The 21,719-nt window shown below is 46.1% G+C and carries 19 protein-coding genes; 5 read left to right on the top strand and 14 right to left on the bottom strand.

Annotated features, from left to right (window positions below):
- Positions 1 to 337 precede the first annotated feature (337 nt).
- The gene (mobA, locus tag ACYQ2M_RS21960; protein WP_459918537.1) at positions 338 to 949 is read left to right on the top strand and encodes a molybdenum cofactor guanylyltransferase; all 612 of its coding nucleotides are present in this window, start codon (positions 338 to 340) and stop codon (positions 947 to 949) included.
- 379 nt (positions 950 to 1,328) lie between these two features.
- Positions 1,329 to 2,276 carry an AEC family transporter gene (locus ACYQ2M_RS21955; RefSeq protein ID WP_459918536.1) on the top strand — a complete coding sequence of 316 codons (948 nt, stop codon included), beginning with the start codon at positions 1,329 to 1,331 and terminating at the stop codon, positions 2,274 to 2,276.
- 10 nt (positions 2,277 to 2,286) lie between these two features.
- On the opposite strand, the gene ACYQ2M_RS21950 is transcribed toward ACYQ2M_RS21955, so the two are convergent.
- The 14 genes from ACYQ2M_RS21950 to ACYQ2M_RS21885 all read right to left on the bottom strand — a co-directional run bounded on the left by ACYQ2M_RS21950 (position 2,287) and on the right by ACYQ2M_RS21885 (position 17,320).
- Complete coding sequence (locus ACYQ2M_RS21950) at positions 2,287 to 3,258, bottom strand: HD domain-containing protein (RefSeq protein WP_459918535.1); 972 nt, start codon at positions 3,256 to 3,258, stop codon at positions 2,287 to 2,289.
- A 173-nt stretch (positions 3,259 to 3,431) separates the two neighbouring features.
- On the bottom strand, positions 3,432 to 3,782 hold the full coding sequence (locus ACYQ2M_RS21945; RefSeq protein WP_459918534.1) for a cytoplasmic protein: 351 nt from the start codon (positions 3,780 to 3,782) through the stop codon (positions 3,432 to 3,434).
- A gap of 290 nt (positions 3,783 to 4,072) precedes the next feature.
- On the bottom strand, positions 4,073 to 5,374 hold the full coding sequence (locus ACYQ2M_RS21940) for a TRAP transporter large permease (protein ID WP_459918533.1): 1,302 nt from the start codon (positions 5,372 to 5,374) through the stop codon (positions 4,073 to 4,075).
- On the bottom strand, positions 5,371 to 5,877 hold the full coding sequence (locus ACYQ2M_RS21935; protein ID WP_459918532.1) for a TRAP transporter small permease: 507 nt from the start codon (positions 5,875 to 5,877) through the stop codon (positions 5,371 to 5,373). Before ACYQ2M_RS21935 ends, ACYQ2M_RS21940 begins: the two co-directional genes overlap by 4 nt.
- A gap of 112 nt (positions 5,878 to 5,989) precedes the next feature.
- On the bottom strand, positions 5,990 to 7,018 hold the full coding sequence (locus ACYQ2M_RS21930; protein WP_459918531.1) for a TRAP transporter substrate-binding protein: 1,029 nt from the start codon (positions 7,016 to 7,018) through the stop codon (positions 5,990 to 5,992).
- A 386-nt stretch (positions 7,019 to 7,404) separates the two neighbouring features.
- Positions 7,405 to 8,586 carry a thiolase C-terminal domain-containing protein gene (locus ACYQ2M_RS21925; protein WP_459918530.1) on the bottom strand — a complete coding sequence of 394 codons (1,182 nt, stop codon included), beginning with the start codon at positions 8,584 to 8,586 and terminating at the stop codon, positions 7,405 to 7,407.
- 147 nt (positions 8,587 to 8,733) lie between these two features.
- Positions 8,734 to 9,168, bottom strand: a complete 435-nt coding sequence (locus tag ACYQ2M_RS21920) for a Zn-ribbon domain-containing OB-fold protein (protein ID WP_459918529.1) — start codon at positions 9,166 to 9,168, stop codon at positions 8,734 to 8,736.
- Positions 9,169 to 9,341: 173 nt separating this feature from the next.
- Positions 9,342 to 10,109 carry an enoyl-CoA hydratase/isomerase family protein gene (locus tag ACYQ2M_RS21915; RefSeq protein WP_459918528.1) on the bottom strand — a complete coding sequence of 256 codons (768 nt, stop codon included), beginning with the start codon at positions 10,107 to 10,109 and terminating at the stop codon, positions 9,342 to 9,344.
- A gap of 10 nt (positions 10,110 to 10,119) precedes the next feature.
- Positions 10,120 to 11,502: an acetate--CoA ligase family protein gene (locus tag ACYQ2M_RS21910; RefSeq protein ID WP_459918527.1), complete on the bottom strand. Its 1,383-nt coding sequence runs from the start codon at positions 11,500 to 11,502 to the stop codon at positions 10,120 to 10,122.
- Between the two features lie 74 nt (positions 11,503 to 11,576).
- On the bottom strand, positions 11,577 to 12,275 hold the full coding sequence (locus ACYQ2M_RS21905) for an acetate--CoA ligase family protein (protein ID WP_459918526.1): 699 nt from the start codon (positions 12,273 to 12,275) through the stop codon (positions 11,577 to 11,579).
- Between the two features lie 219 nt (positions 12,276 to 12,494).
- Positions 12,495 to 13,262, bottom strand: a complete 768-nt coding sequence (locus ACYQ2M_RS21900) for an SDR family NAD(P)-dependent oxidoreductase (protein ID WP_459918525.1) — start codon at positions 13,260 to 13,262, stop codon at positions 12,495 to 12,497.
- Positions 13,263 to 13,464: 202 nt separating this feature from the next.
- Complete coding sequence (locus ACYQ2M_RS21895; RefSeq protein ID WP_459918524.1) at positions 13,465 to 13,797, bottom strand: cupin domain-containing protein; 333 nt, start codon at positions 13,795 to 13,797, stop codon at positions 13,465 to 13,467.
- Positions 13,798 to 13,957: 160 nt separating this feature from the next.
- Positions 13,958 to 14,794 (bottom strand): 4Fe-4S dicluster domain-containing protein, encoded by an 837-nt coding sequence (locus ACYQ2M_RS21890; RefSeq protein ID WP_459918523.1) that lies wholly within the window; start codon positions 14,792 to 14,794, stop codon positions 13,958 to 13,960.
- 6 nt (positions 14,795 to 14,800) lie between these two features.
- Positions 14,801 to 17,320, bottom strand: a complete 2,520-nt coding sequence (locus tag ACYQ2M_RS21885; protein ID WP_459918522.1) for a molybdopterin-dependent oxidoreductase — start codon at positions 17,318 to 17,320, stop codon at positions 14,801 to 14,803.
- A gap of 479 nt (positions 17,321 to 17,799) precedes the next feature.
- On the opposite strand from ACYQ2M_RS21885, the gene mobB reads away from it, so the two are divergent.
- The 3 genes from mobB to ACYQ2M_RS21870 all read left to right on the top strand — a co-directional run.
- A complete protein-coding gene (gene mobB / locus ACYQ2M_RS21880) occupies positions 17,800 to 18,321 on the top strand; it encodes a molybdopterin-guanine dinucleotide biosynthesis protein B (protein WP_459918521.1) in 522 nt (173 codons plus the stop codon).
- 570 nt (positions 18,322 to 18,891) lie between these two features.
- Positions 18,892 to 21,501: a molybdopterin-dependent oxidoreductase gene (locus ACYQ2M_RS21875; protein ID WP_459918520.1), complete on the top strand. Its 2,610-nt coding sequence runs from the start codon at positions 18,892 to 18,894 to the stop codon at positions 21,499 to 21,501.
- Positions 21,501 to 21,719: 4Fe-4S dicluster domain-containing protein (locus ACYQ2M_RS21870; protein WP_459918519.1), on the top strand; the 219-nt coding region annotated here is incomplete at its 3' end. The genes ACYQ2M_RS21875 and ACYQ2M_RS21870, both read left to right, overlap by 1 nt.

Below are 21,719 nucleotides of genomic sequence, written 5' to 3'. Positions count from 1 at the left end.
ACGGGGCTTAATCTCAACATTGGCCAAAACTGTCCACCCCCTGGTTGCCACTAGCAAGGCGAATCGATACGATAATACCCCCCAATTATTCAACTGCTTTTTTCGTAAAAACAGGCTAAATTTTCCATGGCATAATCAATCCTGCTATGATATTAATTGCCAGGAAGATGCAAGCACAATCTCAAAACTATTGGGCATGCCTCCTTTCCGTTTTACACTTTCCAGAGCAATGTCCCCATTTTGAGGATAAGTTTTCAAAAAAGTGCAATATTGATATTTTTTTGGTTTACGGCATCAACTTTACTTCAGGTCCATACGTCAGGTCAGGTTACTTATTATGAAATATCCTTATACCGGTATTATTCTTTCCGGGGGGCTGAGCACGCGGCTTTCCGGAAAAAACAAAGCTTTTATTGAAATAAACGGCCAGAAAATAATCGAAAATACGTATAGCATTTTCAAGCGCCTCTTCCAAGAGGTCATTCTGGTGACCAATAAACCAGAACTTTATCAGCAATGGGACTTTAAAATTGTCTCTGATATTTTCCAGGTAAGAAGTTCCATGACAGGGCTCCACGCAGGACTTTACCATGCAAAATATCCCTTTGCTTTTGCTGTTGCCTGCGATTCTCCTTTTTTAAATGAGGGCCTCATTGAAACGGTACTGGCACATATAACAGCCACCACCTATGTGGTGGTTCCCAAAATGGCACGCGGATATGAACCGTTATGCGCCGTGTATTCCAAAAAATGCCTGGGAGAACTTGAAACCTGTATTCTCAATAAAAACTACCGCATCATAGAAATTTTCGACAAAGGTCCCACGACACGCTTATCTGAAACTATCTTACGGCAATCAGACCCCCACCTTCTATCTTTTTTCAACATCAACACCCCCGATGACATGGAAAAAGCAAAAACCCATCTGGCGGGACTATATCGTCCATAGATCACATTTTCAGAAACACCCTTCATGGACAAAATATCAGGGGGGTATACCAGCACCTTTCCATTAATAGCTATGGAGTCAGGCCTGTGTTATTGGCTCGGTAACGACATGAGCCACTTTGGGGTGGAATCAGCCTTGGCTTATTGGCACTTTTATTTAAGTTTACCTTGAGACACAGGTAGTTGTAAAAAGCATAGAGCCTGATAAAAAACTCAGGCTCTAATATTACATAGCCTGCCCCCGTTGTCCTGCAATTGCGACGGGTGGTCAATTTTTGTGATCAAGTCCCCGGAAATAAAGTTCATATAATTGTATTATATGATGCCTAAAAAATGGGAATGGGCACATATACTTCGCCGTAAATAAAAGGAAGACCATCATGAGTATTTTTTCAACTATTTTTGAATCTGTGGGTATGCTTCTTGGACTGGGAGTATTGGGATTTTATATCATCGGAAGGCGTATAATGCCGGGAAATGTACTGATATTTCTTTCACCACTGGCCCTCGACATCGCATTGCCCTGCCTGATTTTTATCAGTATCATCAAAAATTTTTCCCTGGAAAAACTTCCGGATTGGTGGACCATCCCCCTGTGGTGGATCGGGTTTACTTTAACAGCTCTCTTGCTGACACGAATCTCCATGTTTATTTCCCGGAAAGAAACGCAAAGGGAATTTGGCATAAGCCTGTTTTATCAAAACGGCATTTTCTTCCCACTTGCCATCATCTCTGGGTTATACGGAGATAACAGTGCCTATCTGGTTGTACTGTTTTTATTTATTTCATTTCATCCTGCCATGTTTTTCAGCACCTATCGCTTTTTTTTCAACAATCAAAAAAACGAAACCGTGAACTGGCACAGAATCATTCATCCCGCCCTGATAATGACCCTGACGGCCCTTTGCCTTCGCCTTCTGGACGTACACCGGTTTATCCCAGGAGTGATAATTTCACAGTTTTCCATCATCGGGGCCATGGCACTGCCGTTGGTGATGATTATACTGGGCGGTAATATTTTCATGGATTTCAAGGCAAAAGGGGAATTTCAAACTATTGAGATTATTAAATTTGTTCTGGTAAAAAACTTTGTTTTTCCAATCATTTTCCTTGGTATATTGCTGATGGTTCGCCCAGCCTATCCCATTGCGCTGATCATTTTTTTACAGAGTACCGTGCCGCCCATTACGGCCATCCCCATCGTCACCCAACGTCAGGGGGGAAACTTTGCCATCACCAACCAGTTTATTGTGGCAAGTTATGTTTCCCTTTTGATCTCCATCCCTACAATGTTTTCTCTTTTCGCCATTTACTTTCCAGGAAAATAGAAATATCAGATCATACCGCGCTTAATTCAGGAAGGCAAAATGAAAAATCATACCCACTGTTCTCATGACACCGGGAACAGTTAATATTGACGATGAGCCGCTCACACTTAATCCCCTTTTCACGTTCAAAGGAAATACCAAGGGGACTGTAACAGTTTTCACAAAACCGGGGCAGGACAAGAATCAGGGGAATGATATCATCAGGTCCTTTACAGCAATTGATCTCCATTTCTTTTATTTCATAATCTGAAATACCCGTATCCCTTAACTCTTCCAGGTAATTTTTAAACAGAGACACTGTAACAGCTGCCTTTTTCCGGGCCATTTCTTTCCCCGTGGGGGTGAACATGTTTGCCTCCAGGGAGGCGGCATAGGTCAATTCTTTGCTCATGGCCTTAAGAATACTGTTGCGGATCACCATTCCCCGGAGAACCGATTTTTCAAAGAAATTGGCAAAACCCATGTGGCCGAATTTAATCAGGAAATCAGAATCATGGACGATGCGGGTATTTATATTATCCACCTTGTCTTCATTGTAGAGCGCCAACAGACTTTCCCTTACCACATGACGATCTCCCCCAGGAAAGCCAGCCTTTTGAAGCAGCCGTGATGCAATTTCAGCACCGGCTTCCTCTTCGGGCTTTTCACCTTCATGGTATTTGCCGTTTTCAAATTTTCCACAATCATGGAACAGAGCAGTCACCACTGGCAATACGGGATCAATGCATTCAGCATAGGCAATTTTCATGGCCATGGACGAGACGTAAACCGTGTGCTGCCACAGGAAACTCTCGTTGCGACTCCCCCTGCAGTATTTGAATTCAGAATCTTCAATAACTTTTTTTATGTCGTTTATTAATCCAGGATACCGATCATGGAATAATTCATATATATTTCTTTTCTGATCCATCAATTTTACCGTTGAATACCCATGGGAAAGGAGATCCCCGGAAACCGGCATACCATCATTTAAAATTAACATTCTCGTCACTTCATCCATGTGAGAAACCGGAAAAATATATTTGCCGAGGCCGGGGCATCCCCGAAAAAAAAAGGAAGCACAGGCCACGACAATGAATGAGCACTCGATGCGCCAGTTTTTAATCCTGACAATAGCTGGGCAGAAAAGGCATCGAGTAATTAACACATCAAGGTTTATCGTCCCGGTATGATTTTTGATTTATTTCCCATTTTTGCCTGGTTCTGCATCTGTTTTACCTTTTCCACAAGCGACGCAAGGGCCTTTTCCATGGCCGCAGGAAAGCCATCTATGGCCTCTTCAAGGGTGGTAGCAGACAGCATGGACCGTACAGGGATGGGTCCCTCCGGAGAAACCATCTGGGTCTCACCGAAATAACGTTTTGTTCGCGTCTCATCATCGCTTCCGTCCAATTTAATGGGACACAGCACTTTGATGGTGCCAATTTTAAAATCCGTAAGGGTTTCTTCACGATATAAATTATTTTTGTCCACAGTAAAATCATCGTGCTTGATCTGATCGTTCATTAAAAATCATCCTTGTTTTTTCGTTTTTTTTACCGTAAACAACCGATAAAAAAAGGTTAATTATTTTTCAGGTACGAAAGGTCAGCCATCGGGTACTAAGCCGTTACCCCCCAAAATAAGTCCTGCATGGTGAAAAGCATTGCCTGACCCCGTTGGCCCAGCAATTGTGCCAGGTGACAGATCTTACAATCAAGCCACATCAACACGCATGGAACAGGATAAAAGCTTAATTTATATGTCAATCCCTTTAAAAGAACAAGGAATAAACGCCTGCTCTGCGCAAAGCCACATCATCCATTCATCAAATTGGGTAAAAATAAAATAATCTGTGGGAAAGCTATCATCAAAACAATCTGAATAAAATCTGCAATGAGAAACGGAAAAACCCCTTTAAAAACGGTCTCCATGGGAACGTTGGTGATCCCCTTTATGATAAACACATTCAGGCCCACAGGCGGTGTTATCAGGCCCATTTCCGTTACCCGCACCACCAGGATACCAAACCAGATGGGGTTAAATCCCAGATCAATGATCAACGGATAAAATACCGGCACTGTTAACAGTACAATGGCCAGGGAATCCATGAGACACCCCAACACCAGAACCACAAGAAGGATCAAAACAAGGATAACATAGCGATTCACAGGCAGAGCCGACACGGCAGAAGATAATTCAAAGGGCAAACGGGTAATGGAGAAAAAATATCCCAGAATCATGGCACCAAGCACAATAAGAAACAGCATTCCCGAGGTCTGCATGGTACTGCTAAGACTTTCCGTGAAATTTTTCCAGTTCATTTTTTTTCGAAGCAGGGCAAAAAGAAACGTACAGAAGGCACCGATACCCGCAGCTTCCGTGGGGGTAAACAATCCGGTATAAATTCCTCCGATGACCACCATGAAAAGAACGATCACTTCCCAGGTTTTTAACAATGCCATCAATTTTTCACTGGTAGAGGTTCGAGGCCCAGGAGGGCCCAGTTCTGGGTTGAAGCGGGTCAGTACCATGATGGTGATGATGTAAAAAACGGCTTCAAGTATCCCCGGAACAAAACCTGCCAGAAACAGTTTACCAATGGACTGTTCCGTCAATATCCCGTAGATGATTAAGATGACACTGGGTGGAATCAGAATCCCGATACTGCCACCGGCAGCAATGGAGCCTGTTGCCAGAGCATCATCATATTTATATTTTTTCATTTCCGGCATGGCCACCCGGCCCAGGGTTGCTGCCGTGGCAAGGCTGGAACCGCTTATGGCGGCAAAGCAAGCACAGGCTGCTACTGTTGCCATGGCAAGGCCGCCCCGGAGACTGCCAAACAGCTTATGCACGGCCCGGTAAAGATCTTCACTCATGCCGGCGGCAAAGGCAAATGAACCCATGAGGATGAACAAAGGAATCACACTCATGCCATGGCTTGCAAAGGTGGTATAAGGAACTGTTTTAAGAATCCCCAGTGCCGGCTCCAGACCCGTTATCCAGGCAAACCCCACAAACCCCACAAGCCCCATGCAGATACCGATATGCATCCGAAATAAGATCAAGACTATCAGCACACATATCCCGATAAAACCAATGGTGGTCGGATTCATTTTTTCCCCCTTTTCAGCGCGTTTTTAATCAAATCATTTAATATTACCAGGGAAAAAACCGCCATACCCAGGGCAATGGGAATCACAAAGGGATAAGCAACGATGAGCAATACCGATGAGGTTAATTTAGATTCAAATGTTTCCACAACATAAAGACATGTCTGCCATGTGATCACCATCAGAAAAATCAGTGTGATGGCACTCATGCAAACGTCAACAAAGCCTTGAAGCTTTCTTGGGAATTGATCCATAATAAATTCCACGGCAACATGGGATTTACAAAAACCACAATAGGCCACGCTGAAGGGTATCAAAACAGCCATCATGTATTCCACCAGTTCCAGGGCACCGGCAATGGGACTGTTAAATAAATATCGGCAGGCCACATCCACCGCCGTGAGGAACATCATCAGGGCCAAAGACACTGAACCAACCCATTTTAATAAGACAATGATCCCGGCAATAATTTTTTCCAGCATATTTTGGGGATAATCTGTATCCAAAATTTTACTCTCCTGTCCACCAAGGACCTATACATAAAAGGGGTACACTCAAATCAAATCATCATGGCAAGGCACGGCAATGCGCTTAACCGCACCTGCCACGATTTAATGATTATTTTCCGGAATTCAAAACAAAATTAAGAATTTCGCGGGCATTTTTATGGCCCTGCCCTTCCATTTTTGTCACCCAGTTCTCCCAGATTGGCTCTCCACCAGCCTTGAGCCACCGCTTCTTTTCATCGGATGTCAAGGTATATATGTTATCCCCATGTCCCTGTTCTTTGACTTTATTCATCCCTTCTTCCTTCATCTTGTCAAAGAAGTTCCGGCCCCAATAACGTGATCCATATTCACCGGAAACCTTTGTAATGGCATCCTTCACATCCGTGGGAAGGCTGTCCCATTTTCGTTTGTTCATGGAAATGGAAAAATAAACCGCCGGGAAGGGAACCTGGGTATAGTATTTCACCACTTCATAAAACCGCCACACATTAATGGCTTCCCAGGGCGCTCCCATACCGTCAATAACGCCCTTTTGCAGGGAGATATAATTATCAGGCATGGGAATTAGCATGGGGATACCGCCAATGGCCTGCATCATCTCAGTTGGCGGCCCACCGGACATTCTGATTTTCATGCCCTTTATGTCCTCAAGGGTTTTCACCGGTTTGCCTACAGTAATAAGCGAATAAGGTTCACTGGTATAAAAAAGCAGCACCTTGACATCTTTGTACTCATTTTGAATTTCAGAAAAATTTTCGTATAAATTCCAGAGCATTGCACTGCCTTCCTCGGCACTTTCAAAGGGCAGGGCAGGCAAACTGATGACATCGGACAGAGGCGTCATTCCAGGCCAATATCCATGGAAACACCAGCCAATGTCGGTGATGCCCATTTTAGTGGCATTCCAGATGTCCTTACCCTTGGACAGCGTCTGACCGTAGTAGCGCTGTATCTTGACCTTTCCCCCGGTTGCTTCTTCCACCTTATCCAGCCAGGGATCCACACAGTTAATGGAACTCAACCCCGTGGCAGGGTTTTGATGGGCAAACCGCAAGGTAATCGGTTTTGCTAAGCAGAGGCCTGAAACAAAAAGAACCATGACACTGGCAGCAATAACATTCAATATCTGCTTTTTCATGTTTTTCTCCTCATAAATAAGTGTTTTCTAATGTTGCATAGATACTGACAACCATGGACTGACAAAACTTGTTAGTTAGAATTCTACTTGCGAATGAAAATCTGCCCATATGCAGGGCGCTAAGAAGTCTGCAACCGAAGCATACTGTAGTAACTCAACTTTCGGTGTTCGCCTTTCGTGGTGGGCTCAGGCTTGCGTTATTGACGATTTTGTTGCAATTTGAGGTAAGACTACGTCTGTCGTCAAAAGCACAAGAACACAAGCCTGACCGGCGCATGAACTGTATAAAAATGCCAGTCTTGAGATGAACTCCGAAAGTTGAGTCGTAAATTATGATTTCAGATTTCCACCAACACCCAGCAGATGGGGGAATGTTCGTTCAATCACTAAATAGACAAAATGGTGGTACCACTATTACCCATCAGACCATAAGTCTGTGCCATTCCAACCTTTGCACCTTCCACCTGGCGTTCGCCGCATCTTCCTCTTAGTTGGTTTGCAACCTCGATAACCTGCCAGAGTGCTTGGGCCGAAAGTGCTTCACCATGTGAAGAGAATCCACCACTTGGATTTACGGGCAATTTCCCACCGATTTTCGTCTGGCCGTCGCGCAGCATCTTGTCGGCTTCACCTTCTTTACAGAACCCGCAGGTTTCCAGATACACCAGGTAATGCCAGGAGCTGTTATCCGGCAATTCCAGGATATCGATGTCCTCGGGACCAATGCCAGCTTTTTTGTAAGCCTGCTGGGAAGCGGAATAACTTTCACTGAGCATGGGCGCTTCGGCAACAGCCGGACAAGATAGGGCAGAAATTCTTATGGTGGGATCACCATAAATGGAGCTTCCCATGGTGGTGGCGTTAATTTTTACTGGGTTGTCGGCTTTAGCTATCAATTCCTCGTCGGCTGTCACAATAACAGCAGCACCACCGGTACTCACCGGACAAATTTCATAAAGCCTCAGCGGATCACAGACATATACTGAGTTCAATACCTCTTCCAAGGAGTAGGTTTTTTTAAATCGAGCATGGGGGTTCTTGGAACCATACTCACTCATTAATACCTTGACCCTTGCAAGATCTTCCTCGGTGGTATCATATTTTTCCATTCTTTTTCGGCATTCCAATGCCCAGTAAATGGGATTTGGCAGACCACCCATTTTCCATCTGATCACATCCCTGTCCTGCACGGCATTATCAGATTTAGCGGTGAGAAACCCTTTGGGTGATACATCTGCACCAAAGGCCAGGGCCGTATCAGTCTCGCCTGCAGCAACACTGTTATAGGCCATTCTCATGGAGGCAGATCCAGTGGCGCATGCGTTGTATACATTGACCACCGGAATACCGGTTTCGCCAAAAATACTTTCCAGATATTGACCGGAAAGATGCCCTGCATTACCGCCATAAATAAAAATACCTGCCATGATGGCCTGGATTTTTTTCCATTCAATGTTAGCATCTTTTAAAGCACCATCCACAGCCACAGCTGCGAAATCTGCAAATACCTGCTCGGAGAAACCCATCCACGGGTGAATTCCTGTTCCAATTATATATACGTCTCTCATTGTAATTATCCCTTATTGTGTTTATTGCTCATAACCCCTGAGTTCTCGTTCTGTATGCCGCATGTGCTGTTTTTGATTTTAAACAAGCTCATTTTCTGTTGGCAAATCAGAGAACTTGTGACTGACGAGTGTAACTGTCATTCCAACTTATTTAACCGCCCGAAATGCCCAGGTAACCACCTGCTGTTTTTCCTCATTGGTAAACATCTCAAGAAGGGTGGTTTCCATTTCCATTCCGATCTTGAGGGATTTCAGATCGGTTTCCGTGATGATGCCGGTAACCTGAATTTTTTCATCTTCAAATTCAATAAGACCAATACCGTATGGGGTAATTTTTTTATCTGTTTTAAATGGTGCTGGGCAGGGATAATACTGAATGGTATAACTTGCAAGCTTACCCTTGTTAGGCAGCAGGACATCTTCGACACCTTCCCTTGAACACCCGGGACGATGCTGATAATGTTCTTTGGGAAAGAAGTAAGTATCGCAAGAATTGCATTTTGCGCTCATTAATCTTACTTCGCCTGTGGACCAGTCTACTAAATTCGGAATTCGGGCTACTTTATTTGCCATGTTTTCCATTGTCATGTTCCTCACTACACTATGGTTGATATCCTGATATATATACGAAATCACTTTAATAAACTGACATAAAAGTGCTTTCAACTTTTTCTATGGTGGGTTAATCGCCAAGGCCATCAATAAAAATTTTATCAGCCACCGACAAAAGAACGTCCGCGACCAAAAAAATATTATCAGCGACCGACAAACTTGGGCTCTCTTTTTTCAAGAAATGAATTCACCCCTTCTGCTTTATCTTCCAAAGACAAAGACAATGCATACATTTCATATTCGTAGTCAAGTCCGTCCTGGAGGCTGGTCTGCATGCCCTTGTTGATGGCCTGTTTAGCAAGTTTCAATGCGGCTGAACTCTTGGTGGCGATCTTTGCTGCGATCTCTTTTGCCGTGGACATCAGTTCATCCATGGGCACCACACGGTTAACAAGGCCAATTCTGTCCGCCTCATCGGCCCGGATGATATCTCCGGTAAAAATAAGTTCCTTGGCTCTGCAAGGTCCAATCAGTCGCTGCAGGCGCTGGGTACCGCCACCGCCGGGAATGATGCCAAGTTTTATCTCCGGCTGACCGAATTTTGCCTTTTCAGAGGCAATAATCAAATCACAGGCCATGGCAACCTCGCAGCCACCGCCAAGACAAAAACCATTAACTGCTGCAATGACGGGTTTCCCAAGTTTCTCCACAATTGACCCCAGACGAACAATATTATGTGCGGCATAGGAGGTTGTGGCATGGAACTCTTTTATATCGGAACCGGCAACAAAGGCCTTTCCTGCACCTGTCAGAATCAACACTTTTATGTCATCATCTTCTTCGACATCCTTTACAGCCTGTGTAAATTCGGCCCGTGTCTGGATATTGAGAGAGTTCATCGCCTCAGGGCGGTTAAAGGTAATAACGGCAATATTATCTTCTTTTTCTAAAATTATGTTCTCGTAACCCATTGGATCCCCCTCAGGATGACATTTTTTGTTTACGGATACCGTACTGGCACAATTTGCTCAGGGCTTTCACCCCTGAAATCAAAGAGGGGAACACCGGCAGTTCTTTTCCCATCTCGTCCATGATGACGTTTTTATACTTGTTGTATCCGACGATCATACACACAACCACGGGCTTACCCACATCTTTAACGATTTTCTGAATGATTTTCTTCTGAACCGCTTCCTGGGTATATTCGAAACCGGCCAGAATCAATACCGCAGCATCGATGTTGGGATCTCTGAAGGCATCGGGGAAAGTGGTTTCCAGAGTTTTTGTAAAACCGATTTTAGTTACGGAAAAATACAGGTCAACGGGGTTTCCCACAGGGGTGTCAAACAGATCTTTTAATTTGTCTGTGGTTTCAGGGGTCAATTTGGGAAGTTCCAGACCATGGGCGGCGCACAGATCAGAAACATTCACTCCAACGCTTCCGGCCAGGGTGATCACCGCCACACGGTTGCCTTTGGGAAGGGGCTGGGTGGAAAAAACCTTGGCAAAATCTTTCAGCTCCGTAAAATCATCGGCCATGATCATACCGGTTTGTTTCACTGCCGCTTCCACAATCTTGGCATTGCTGGCAATACTTCCCGTATGACTCATGGCAGCTTTAGCACCGGCCTCCGTACGGCCCCCACTCAAGAAAACAACCGGTTTTTTGGCAGCCACTTTTTTGGCGATGCGGGTCAGATTTCTTCCATCGGAAACCGTCTCAAGATACATTGAAATAACATCAACGTCATCTTCATTACCAAAATATTCCAGCAGGTCATTTTCATTGACATCGCATTTGTTACCAAATGAACATACCTTGCTGATATTTAAACTCTCATTTTCCACAATATCAGAGGCCATTCCGGCGGCTAAGAGACCGGATTGTCCGATGAGTACCACGTTACCCTCGGGCACTTTCTTGGTCATGGGGTAAATGGAGGTAACAATATTTTTAGAAACAATACCAGAGCAGTTGGGCCCCATCACCCGGATATTGTTTTTCTTGGCAATATCCACAATTTGCTGCTGATAAACTTTGCCCTCTCCTCCCATTTCAGCAAATCCGGCAGACTCAATAATAACGGCTTTTACGCCTTTTTTGCCACACTCTTCCAGGGTTGCCACCGTCATTTTGGGAGTAGGAAGCGCTGTGACAACCAGGTCAACCTCACCGGGTATTTCCATTACGGAGCGATAAACCTTATATCCCAATATTTCATCTGATTTGGGATTGACCGGATACACATCTCCGGTAAAATCACTGTCAGCGATATTTTTTACAATGACATACCCCAGTTTCCCTGGTTTTCCGCTGGCTCCGATGACTGCAACCGATTTCGGTTTAAAAAATAATTCTATCATGGACGTACCATCCTTTATGTCCTTTCGTTTGACTCATTGGTTTTGATTCATTGGATTCAGTGAGCAGATATGCCTTATTCGGCACTGAGAATGATGCGTGCATCCACCACCGCTGCCCCTTCTTTATAGGCAAACACCGGATTCATATCAATCTCTTCGATTCCGGGTGTTTTATCAACAAAATCAGAGAGTTTAACCAGCATATCCTGCAAATACGGAAGATCTGCCGGATCCTGTCCACGGTACCCTTCGAGCATCTTCTTTCCCTGAATTTCATTGATCATCTCAACGGCATCATTTTTCTCAATGGGAACGATACGAAAAGAAACATCTTTGAGAATTTCCACCAGTACGCCTCCAAGACCAAACATCACAACGGGGCCGAAACTTGGGTCCTTGATCATCCCCATAATAATCTCTGTTCCGATCTTGGCCATCCCCTGGACGGCGACGCCTTCAATGTTGGCATCGGGACATGCTGCCCTGCATGATGCCATAATCTCATCGTAGGCCTTTTCCATTTCTTCCTGGCTTTTCAGATTTACCTTTACCCCGCCGGCATCACTTTTGTGGGTAATATCCACGGAAGAAATTTTCAGCACAATGGGATATCCAATTTTTTCACTCAGGGCAACGGCCTCTTCTTTGGTGGCGGCAAGCTTTGTTTCCGTACAGTTTATGCCGATTTCGCCAAGAATTTCTTTGGCCTCAATCTCGGTGAGCACCGTTCTTTTTTCTTGTCTGGCCTTTTTAATTATATCCAATCCAGTCATGGATTCTCCTTCATCAACTGCTTGTTTTCTTAGCTCCGATTTTCGTGTTTTTTGGGCAAGATAATCGGAAAGCCTCTTTGGTTATGGCTTGTCCAGGTTAGGTATGGCTCACCGGAGCTTTGGATGCCTGGCCTTTTAAAATCGCTATTAAGAAGATATCTGCATTGGGCACAGCATCCTTTACCCCCGGGGAAGACATACATGGTGTCGGATGATGGCTTACTGGGCCGTCAGACCACCGTCCACGTAAATGGTCTGACCGGAAATAAAACCGGCAGCTTCAGATGCCAGAAATACGCAGGCACCGGACAGATCTTCGGGAAGCCCGATGCGCCCCATGGGTACAGCAGCGGCATATTTTTTGGCAAGCTCGGGATTTTCAGCAATGTGCTTGGTACCCGGAGTAATGATCAAAGCAGGACCAATGGCATTGACACGAATACCCAGAGAGGCCCATTCCAGAGCCAGGGCTTTGGTTATCAATTCCACAGCTCCCTTGGTGGCGCAATAGCCCGAGTTGCCCCCGGTGTATCCCCGGATACCCCGCACAGATGAAAGATTGATAATAGATCCGCCATTCTGTTTTTTCATGGCCTTACCAGCGGCCTTACAGGCGATCATGGTTCCTTTGACGTTGACATCAAACAGTTTGTCCCAGTCTTCCACGGGATATTCAAAGGCATCATGCTTGATGTTCATCCCCATGGCGTTGACCATAATATCCAACTTCCCATATTTTTTAACCACCGTATCCACAAGGGCTGTCATACTCTCTTCACTGGTCACATCACAGGTCAAGGCCATGGCCTCATTCCCTGATACCCTGGTTATTTCGGCAGCCACCTTATCTATGGCTTCTTGTCGCCGACTGGCCACAATGACAGTGGCGCCATGAATGCCAAGTCCCATGGCAAGAGCTTCTCCGATACCGCCTGCACCACCTGTAACGATTGCAACCTTTCCATCCAACTTAAAAAAATCTTTCATATTCTTTGCCTTTTCCCTTTTTTTACTCACCTGTCTGAATTATGCATTTTTTAGCGGAGTCAGGCTTGTCTTATAGGCACCTGACAAATTCATTTATATCTGCCGATCCCCTGTTCCCGGTATTTTTCCCGTCATGACATTTCTTGAGAAATACAATTTTACATACTTCTATCCATACAATCAGGGGTATTTAACACCCAAATTAAGGGGTCACGATAAAAACAAGTACTTCCGCAGGTTTCCCATTGTTTATGAGCATATCACGCTCTTCACCGGGGGCAATGTAGACCATGCCCCCTTCATCAACTACATGGCTTTCACCGTCCTTGCCATTGACAGTAATGGAACCTTTGGTGACATAATAAACTCTTTCTTTGGGAGAAGGACACATCTCCGCACCGCCATCTGGCTGAAAATAGGAATAACATACCGTAATTCTCTTTGAATCTGCCTCGGTCAATTTCTGCAGGCCATACACACCGGAATGTTTGGCCGCATCGTAGGGGGTACCCTTTGCATCTTTAACACTTATCATTTTGGGGCTCTCCTTGAAGTTCCCTGAATGATAACATAAGGGAACTTTATTATTATTTATAATCCCTGGGGAGCGGTCAGCCGTGATCCTGAGGTAAGTAGGCCAGCATTACACTCACCCATCTTTCAGGATACGACTGCCACATTTATAAAGAATCTGTTTAAAGCGCTGAAATCACAATTTCACCCAAATTGACATCGGTGCGGGTAAAAATTTGCGTGGTATAGGGCGCATACCCCTCTTTTTCAACGGTGAGGGTATAGGAGGTATTCTTCTCCAACCCTTCAAACTCAAAATCACCATATGAGTCCGACAAAATCTGCCATTTTTCACCATTGCCATCCAGCACCAGCTTAACCCCCTGGGCACATTCACCGGGATTGTCGGCAAGCACCACTTCTCCGGCCACAAATTTCTTCGGTATGCCGGCATAAAGCACGGAAGGATCAGTGCTGTATTCGGGATGGAAGGCTCCTGCATTGAGTTCCTTAGCCTTTATGGCAATATCACTTGTGGCATCATCAAGATCACCAAAGTACATGGCACCCGTGGGGCAGGATTCCACACACCTGGGTCTTTTTTCCCCTTCATCCAGTCGATGGGCGCAAAGGGTACATTTCTGGGCAATCTGTTTTTCTTCATTCCAAAAAATGGCCCGATAGGGACAGGCATTGACAACATCTTTTTGCCCTTTTATTTTTTCTGGATCAATGACCACCACACCGTCATCTCTTTTATAAATAGCCCCGTTGGTTGCAGCGCTGATGCATGGAGCATCCTTACATTGCATGCAGGGAATGGGAATATAAGACAGTTTAGGGCGGGGGAATTTACCCCGTTCAATCTCTTTGATCTGCATCCAGAACTGTCCGTTCAAGGGCTGGGCCGCAGACAGGGGAAGATAATCATTCCCAAAATGTTCATCTCTGCAGGCAAGAAAACAATTGTAGCAACCCGTACATCTGTTTACATCAATTAAAATACCTTTACGTGCCATCTTATATCAACCCTCCCACTTTTCAATTTCAATGAGGCAGGAATTCGGTGTCATGCCCGGTACATTTTTGGACAGCATCCGTGACGGTGTCAAAATATTTACACATCCGCCCCGGTCCACAGAATCCGCATTTCCCGGAGAAAGGGGATCGTACTTTGCCGATGAGGCATAACTGTGAATCACGCCGGGTTTAATTCTTTCTGTAATAACCGCGCAGCAAAGAACCCCGCCACGGTCATTGTATAGCCTTACAATATCGCCATTATTAATATTGCGAGCCGAGGCATCCGTGGGATGAATTCGCGCCGGCCACCAGGCATAGCCATCTTTTTTGATGCGATGGGTGGGGATATCATCCAGCCAGTCCGTGTGTTTGTCATAGTGGCAATGAAATGAAAACCGCGGATGGGGACTTAAAAGCTGCAGACCGTATTTCTTGAAACTATCTGATCGATGACCTTCAAAGCTGGGGATGTAATGGGGAAATACCGGCCGCTCTTCATCATCGGGAAAATGTTTACGCAGACTTTCCGATGCAAATTCAATTTTACCGGAATAGGTACCAAGTTCTTTGGCCTTGTCCGTTCCCCGTTTGGCATTGTTAGTGTCAGGTGTATCACAGTCCCTTCCTTCGGCAAACCACCTCAGGGCCGGGGTGGGCTTGTAATCTTCCTTGATGTTGATGATGTGATAACCCTTTTTATTAAAGGTCTCCCAGTCAATCACCTTGGGAAGGTCCGAATGGTTGAAAAAGGTTTCCACCCACTCAAGCTCGGTTTTACCGTCGGTGAACTCCTCTTTTCTTCCCAGCTTGTCAGCAATCAAGGTAAAAATTTCATAGTCGGACTTGGACTCCCACATGGGTTCCAGGCATTTCTGCTGGCGCACCACAATGCGAAAGTTACTTCCACTGCTGGCATGGCAGGTATATCCGCCACAGGCACCCCATTCTCCCACATCATCCCGCTCAAAATTGGTGCAGGCCGGCAGGATGATATCTGCCATGCGGGTCTCACTGTTGTACCAGACATCCTGGTTCACCACAAACTCAAGCTTGGGGCTCTGGTACATGCGCACCCATTTGGAGGTGTCACTAAGGGTTCCCATGAACGATCCGCCATAGCGGTAGAACATCTTGATTTCAGAGTAGCCCTTCATGGGATATTCAAAGTGGGTGAACTGCTGATCCAGTGATTGGCCGCAGAAACCCTCTCCGTACCAGCTCACCGGAGGATTGAGCACAGCATCGGGAAGGGTCAAACGCCACAGTCTCTGTTTGGTGGGGTTGAAGGGTAAAAAACCTGCCACACTAGAGGTGGCGATCCTGCCTTCGGGATCGGCATAGGCCGGAAACCAGATGTCCACATCCGAGGGGGCCCCCATGGTGGTTCCCCAGATACTTCGACCCGGTTTGCCAAGACCCTGCATGGCCTGGAGCAGCACCATCATCCGTGCCCATTCCGTACCAAAGGCCGTGCGACATGCACCACCCTCGCCGCCCCTGGAGCCGCCGGAAAGAATGGTTCTCTTGGCCGCCCACTCCCGGGCCAAGGTGCGAATGGTTCTGGCCTTGATACCAGACTCTTCCTCTGCCCACTCCGGGGTCTTGGGAACGCCGTCCGTCTCGCCAAGCACATAGGGTTTGAACTCGTCAAATCCAATGGTGCGATCTTTCACATATTCTTTATCATACAGATCCTCGGTGATCCAGACATGGGCAATGGCCATTGCCATGGCTGTGTCCGTGCCGATGCGGGGGGCCAGCCACTTGCCTTCCATGGCTCCCGCCGTGTAGTTGTGAAAGGGGTCAATAAAAATTGTTTTCACCCCTTTTTCCTTGAGCCATGTCCGCCACAGGGCAGAATCCTGTCCCGTGTAAGTTCCCCTGGTGGTGTCAGGGTCATTGGACCAGAACACAATCATTTCGGCATTCTGAAGGGCATCCCCCAGCATGTCATAGGGTTCGGGCATGCCAAGGCGCCAGTAAAATCCGTAGGTGTGGGTGGCACCCCAGTGCCAACCTTCCCATGAATCGGGATTGTCCAGAACCGGTGTGAACTCCAGCATGTTCATGAACCGGGGAAATGGTCCCATTTTGTAGCCTACGATGCCCCAGTTATGATGGGAGGAGGTCATACCGCTGATGGCGGAGCCACCATAGGTATCTTTTACCCGGGTGATCTCCTTGGCAATAATGTCAATGGCCTCGTCCCAGGAAATCCGCTCATAGGCTGACTTCCCTCGGTTCTGGGCATTTCGTTCTCCATCGGGATCAAAATCCACCCTTTTCATGGGATATTTAATCCGTTCATCGGAGTAGAGGCGACGTCTCTCGCCATGGACATAGGGTGCAATGTTAAATTTCTTTTTCGGCGAATACTTCTGCCCGTCTGCCTCAATCACCCAGGGCTTGAAATCTTTCTCATCCGCCACCAAAGGGCGGATTCGTTGAACCTTACCGTCCTTTACATACACACTGACGGGTCCTGCATTGGTGCAATTGGTAAATACTTGTTCTGTCATCATTAACCTCCCGGCTTTCCCGGTATTAATCGTTAACCTTCCGGCATCATACGCGCGGCATTATTCGCTGGATGATCACAGCGTCGGACGTGATACGATCAAATGATGTGCTACACTCATATAGATCAGTGATTTTGCCAGTCGCAAACTTTCATACTATATTACATGCAATTTAAAATAAAAAAAAGTTTTTTTTTATTTTTTAAGCAAACACTATATACAGTACAAATAACGCCATTAACCAACAAGATACATACATCAACCGCTACGAACGAGGACTCACAAAGGCAGTCCCAGCCAAAAAGCAAGGACATCTTTCAAGCTACTAACTATTTTAATAAAAGAAGTCAAGCCCAAACTTAGCCCACATCCCACAGGCACATTCCCACGCAACATCTATCTGTACCTGACAAAAGGAATATGGTATGCATCCATGGTTCTGCTGAACTTGATCACAACAACAGAAAAAAACAGAGGTAAAAATGAATACAACAAAAAAACATCCCCCCGTGGTATCCATTGTAAGTAAAAAGGATTCCGGAAAAACAACTCTGCTTGTCAAACTTATTCCGGAGCTTAAAAAAAGGGGTTACACCGTGGGCACCTTAAAGCACGATACCCATGGCTTTGACATCGACCATGAAGGCAAAGATACCTGGCGACATAAAAAGGCCGGCTCCGATGTGGTGGTTATTTCCTGCCCCTGGAAAATCTCTCTTATTAAAGATGTTGAAAAAGAACTCTCCATTGATGAACTGGTGGAAAATTTCTTCATGGATACAGACATTGTCATCACTGAAGGATATAAACGAGCAGACAAGCCCAAGATTGAACTGTTCAGAAAAGCGGCCCACTCCAGCCCTGTATATTCCAGCAGCAAAAATTCCACCCTGATTGCCATGATTTCAGATGTTGATATGGATATTGATGTGCCACTGTTTCACATTGATAACATCATTGGCATTGCCGATTTTATTGAAATTACCTTTCTTGGAAAAGAATAGGTCTGACATCTTACAAAAAGCCATTCAGACAGACTTTGGAGTGGGATCAGGCTTGCGTTATTGGCATTATCCATGCGTTTTTGACTTTGCATCAAATCTGATGGATAATGCCCCAACCATATAAATTTTAAAACAAATACAAGAAAACTTTTCATTTACCACTCAATATAAAATACCATATTACATGCAAAAAAAAGCTTGACTTTCCCCGTTAAGGACCTATAAAGTCTCTAAACAATGACAGCATAATTATCCAGAGTATATTTAATTTTGAGATTCAGTAAGACTCTGGGGGCACACCTAATCGCAATTTAACCAGTTGATATTAAAGGACACCACTGTTTTAATAAATCAACATTTTAAACACCCATTATCAAGGATGGATTTTAAATCGTATGATCACAGCATGAATCGTATCCCCCCGACCATGAAGCGTCGAGGCTTATCATGTTCTTTTCATTCAAAGTTTAAAAGGAAGAACGCACTGGTGCATTTTTTCGTTTGACCAAATTTTAAACCCATCCTCCACTGCTTTTACGATAACTTTTTCGCAAAGGAGGTTTGCAACGTATGGCGGACATTAAGACAAAAGACAAAACAGTTCTGCGAAGTCTTGGACTTGGTGGTTTCTTCGGCGGCGGTGCCGAAGGAATGATTGATGTCAAAGATGGCAAAATTGTTCGTATTCGTCCCATGAGGTATGGCTGGAAATACAAAAAAGAAGATGTCAGACAATGGAAAATGGAACGTAACGGCAAATCCATTTCTCCGACCTGGAAATCTCTGCCAGGCCCTTTCTCCCTTGCGTATAAAAAGAGAGTATACTCCCCCAACCGCATCAAATATCCTTTAAAACGGGTGGACTGGGATCCCAACGGAGAGCGTAACCCCCAGAATCGTGGGAAAAGCAAATATGTACGCATTTCCTGGGATGAAGCCACCGACATTATTGCCTCTGAAATCACGAGAATTCACAAAAAATACGGGTACTATGCCATATTAATGCAGGGCGATGGCCACGGCGAATGCAAGACTATCAACACCCCCCACGGCCATTCCGGAACCCTGCTTGACAACATGGGCGGGTTTACCATTCAGGTGCGGAACCCCGACTCCTGGGAAGGCTGGTACTGGGGAGCCAAACATGTATGGGGCCAGGGTGTCCAGGGTAATATGTGGCCCGCCGCCAACATCGTCAACGATACCACCAAACATTCGGAGCAGGTGCTTTTCTGGGGCTGTGACCCGGAAACCACCCCCTGGGGATTCACCGGGCAGTTCCCTTCCCTTCTGACCTATTTCTGGGCCGAAGTCGGCATCAAACAGATTTACATCTGTCCGGACCTCAACTATGGTGCCGCCGTCCATGCCGATAAATGGATACCTGTACTGCCCAACACCGATGCAGCCCTGCAGCTGGCCATCGCCTATATTTGGATCACCGAAGGCCTTTACGATAAAGAATATGTGGCCACCCATGTGGTGGGTATGGAACAGTTTTCAGCGTACGTACTGGGCGATGATGATGGGATTCCCAAAACAGCCGCCTGGGCATCAAAAAAATGCGGCGTACCGGAGTGGACCATCAAGGCCCTGGCACGGGAATTTGCAGCCAAGGTAACCTCCATTGCACATTATTTTGGCGGCGGATTCATCAGAGGTCCCTTTTCACATGAAAATGCACGGCTTGAAGTCATTCTTCTGGGCATGCAGGGTCTTGGTAAACCTGGAGTTCATCACCATCAGCTCACCTATTTCGGCATGCCCCGTAAAGAGGGGTTGGGAGGAACATTCTTCTGGAATCCGGAAATCGAAGAGCGTCTTTCCATACCGGTGATGTCCTCGGTTACCGCTTGGCAGGAGCAGGTTATCCCCAAAACGCTCATCCACAAAGCCATTGAATCCGATGAACCCATCAGCTTCCATGGTACCGGTGCCATTGAAGCCCTGGCCATGGATCAGTTCAACGAATACACATATCCCATTCCCACTGAAGATGGTGGTTCTGAAATTCACATGATGTGGACGGATACACCCTGCAGAATCACCTGCTGGAATGGTGGCAATGAGACCCAGCTGGCCCTGAGAAATCCGAAAATCGAAACCATTGTCTCACAGCACCCCTGGCTGGAAAATGACTGTATTTACTCCGACATTATTCTGCCGGCCAACACCTACATGGAAGTGGATGATATTTTGACCAACATCCGCCAGGGAACCTCCCAGCCCAACATCATGATAGCAGACAAGGCCATTGAGCCCATCGGGGAATCCAAGAGCGATTTTGAAATCGTTGTGGAAATTGCCAAAAAACTGGGCTTTGAAGACGAGGTGACAGGAGGTCAGTCCACCCAGGATATGCAGAAAAAAGTCTGGGGTTACATGGACGGTGAAAAACTGGTTCCCTTTGAAGAACTCATGGAAAAGAAATACTGGATGTACAACACCGCAGAGGACTGGGAGGATGACCCCGCAGGTTTTGAGAAATTTGCCAAGGAGCCCGAGAAAAACAAGCTGCCCACCCCTTCCGGAAAACTTGAATTCTACTCAGAAGCCCTGGCTGAAAACTTTCCCCATGACCTGGAAAGACCTCCGGTGCCCAAGTGGATTGAAAAAAGCGCCATGCACGACGAACGCCTTTCCAGCCATCGTGCCAAGATGTTTCCATTACTGTTGATGTCCAACCATGGCCGATGGCGGGTACATTCCCAGTGTGACGACATCACCTGGACCAGAGAAGCACCCACATGCAAGGTGATGGGACCGGACGGATATAAATACGAACCCCTGTGGCTGCATCCTTCAGAGGCAGAAAAACGAGGCATAAAAGGCGGCGATATTGTTAAAATTTTCAATGAACGCGGCATTGTGCTGGCAGGTGCCTATGTAACCGAACGTTTGCGCCCCGGTGTGGTCTACATCGACCATGGCGCTCGACATGATCCCATCATAACAGGCCAGGTGGAACGTGGCGGAGCCATCAACACCATTTCTCCGGCTGGTATAACATCGGCAAACTGTGTGGGACAGGCCACCAGCGGTTACCTGGTTCAAGTGGAACGTTTGAAAGGCGAAGAGATGGACCAGTGGAGAAGAGATTATCCCGAAGCCTTTGAAAGAGAATATAATCCCGATGCTGGCCTGAGGTTTGATGCATGGGTTGTGGGAGGTGACGAATAATGAAAGCTTTTTATCTGGATCTATCCATCTGCAATGGCTGCTACTGCTGCCAGATTGCCTGCAAGGACGAACATGTGGCCAATGACTGGACCCCCTATGCCAAACCCCAGCCGGATACCGGTCAATTCTGGATCGGCATAACCGAGTTGGTGCGGGGCCAGGTGCCCAAGGTAAAGGTCACCTATGTCCCCAAAATGTGCCAGCATTGTGATGATGCC

This window comes from Desulfocicer niacini (genome assembly GCF_054657595.1).
The sequence above is the reverse complement of the archived record's forward strand: the minus strand, read 5'-3'. Positions and strand labels throughout refer to the sequence as shown.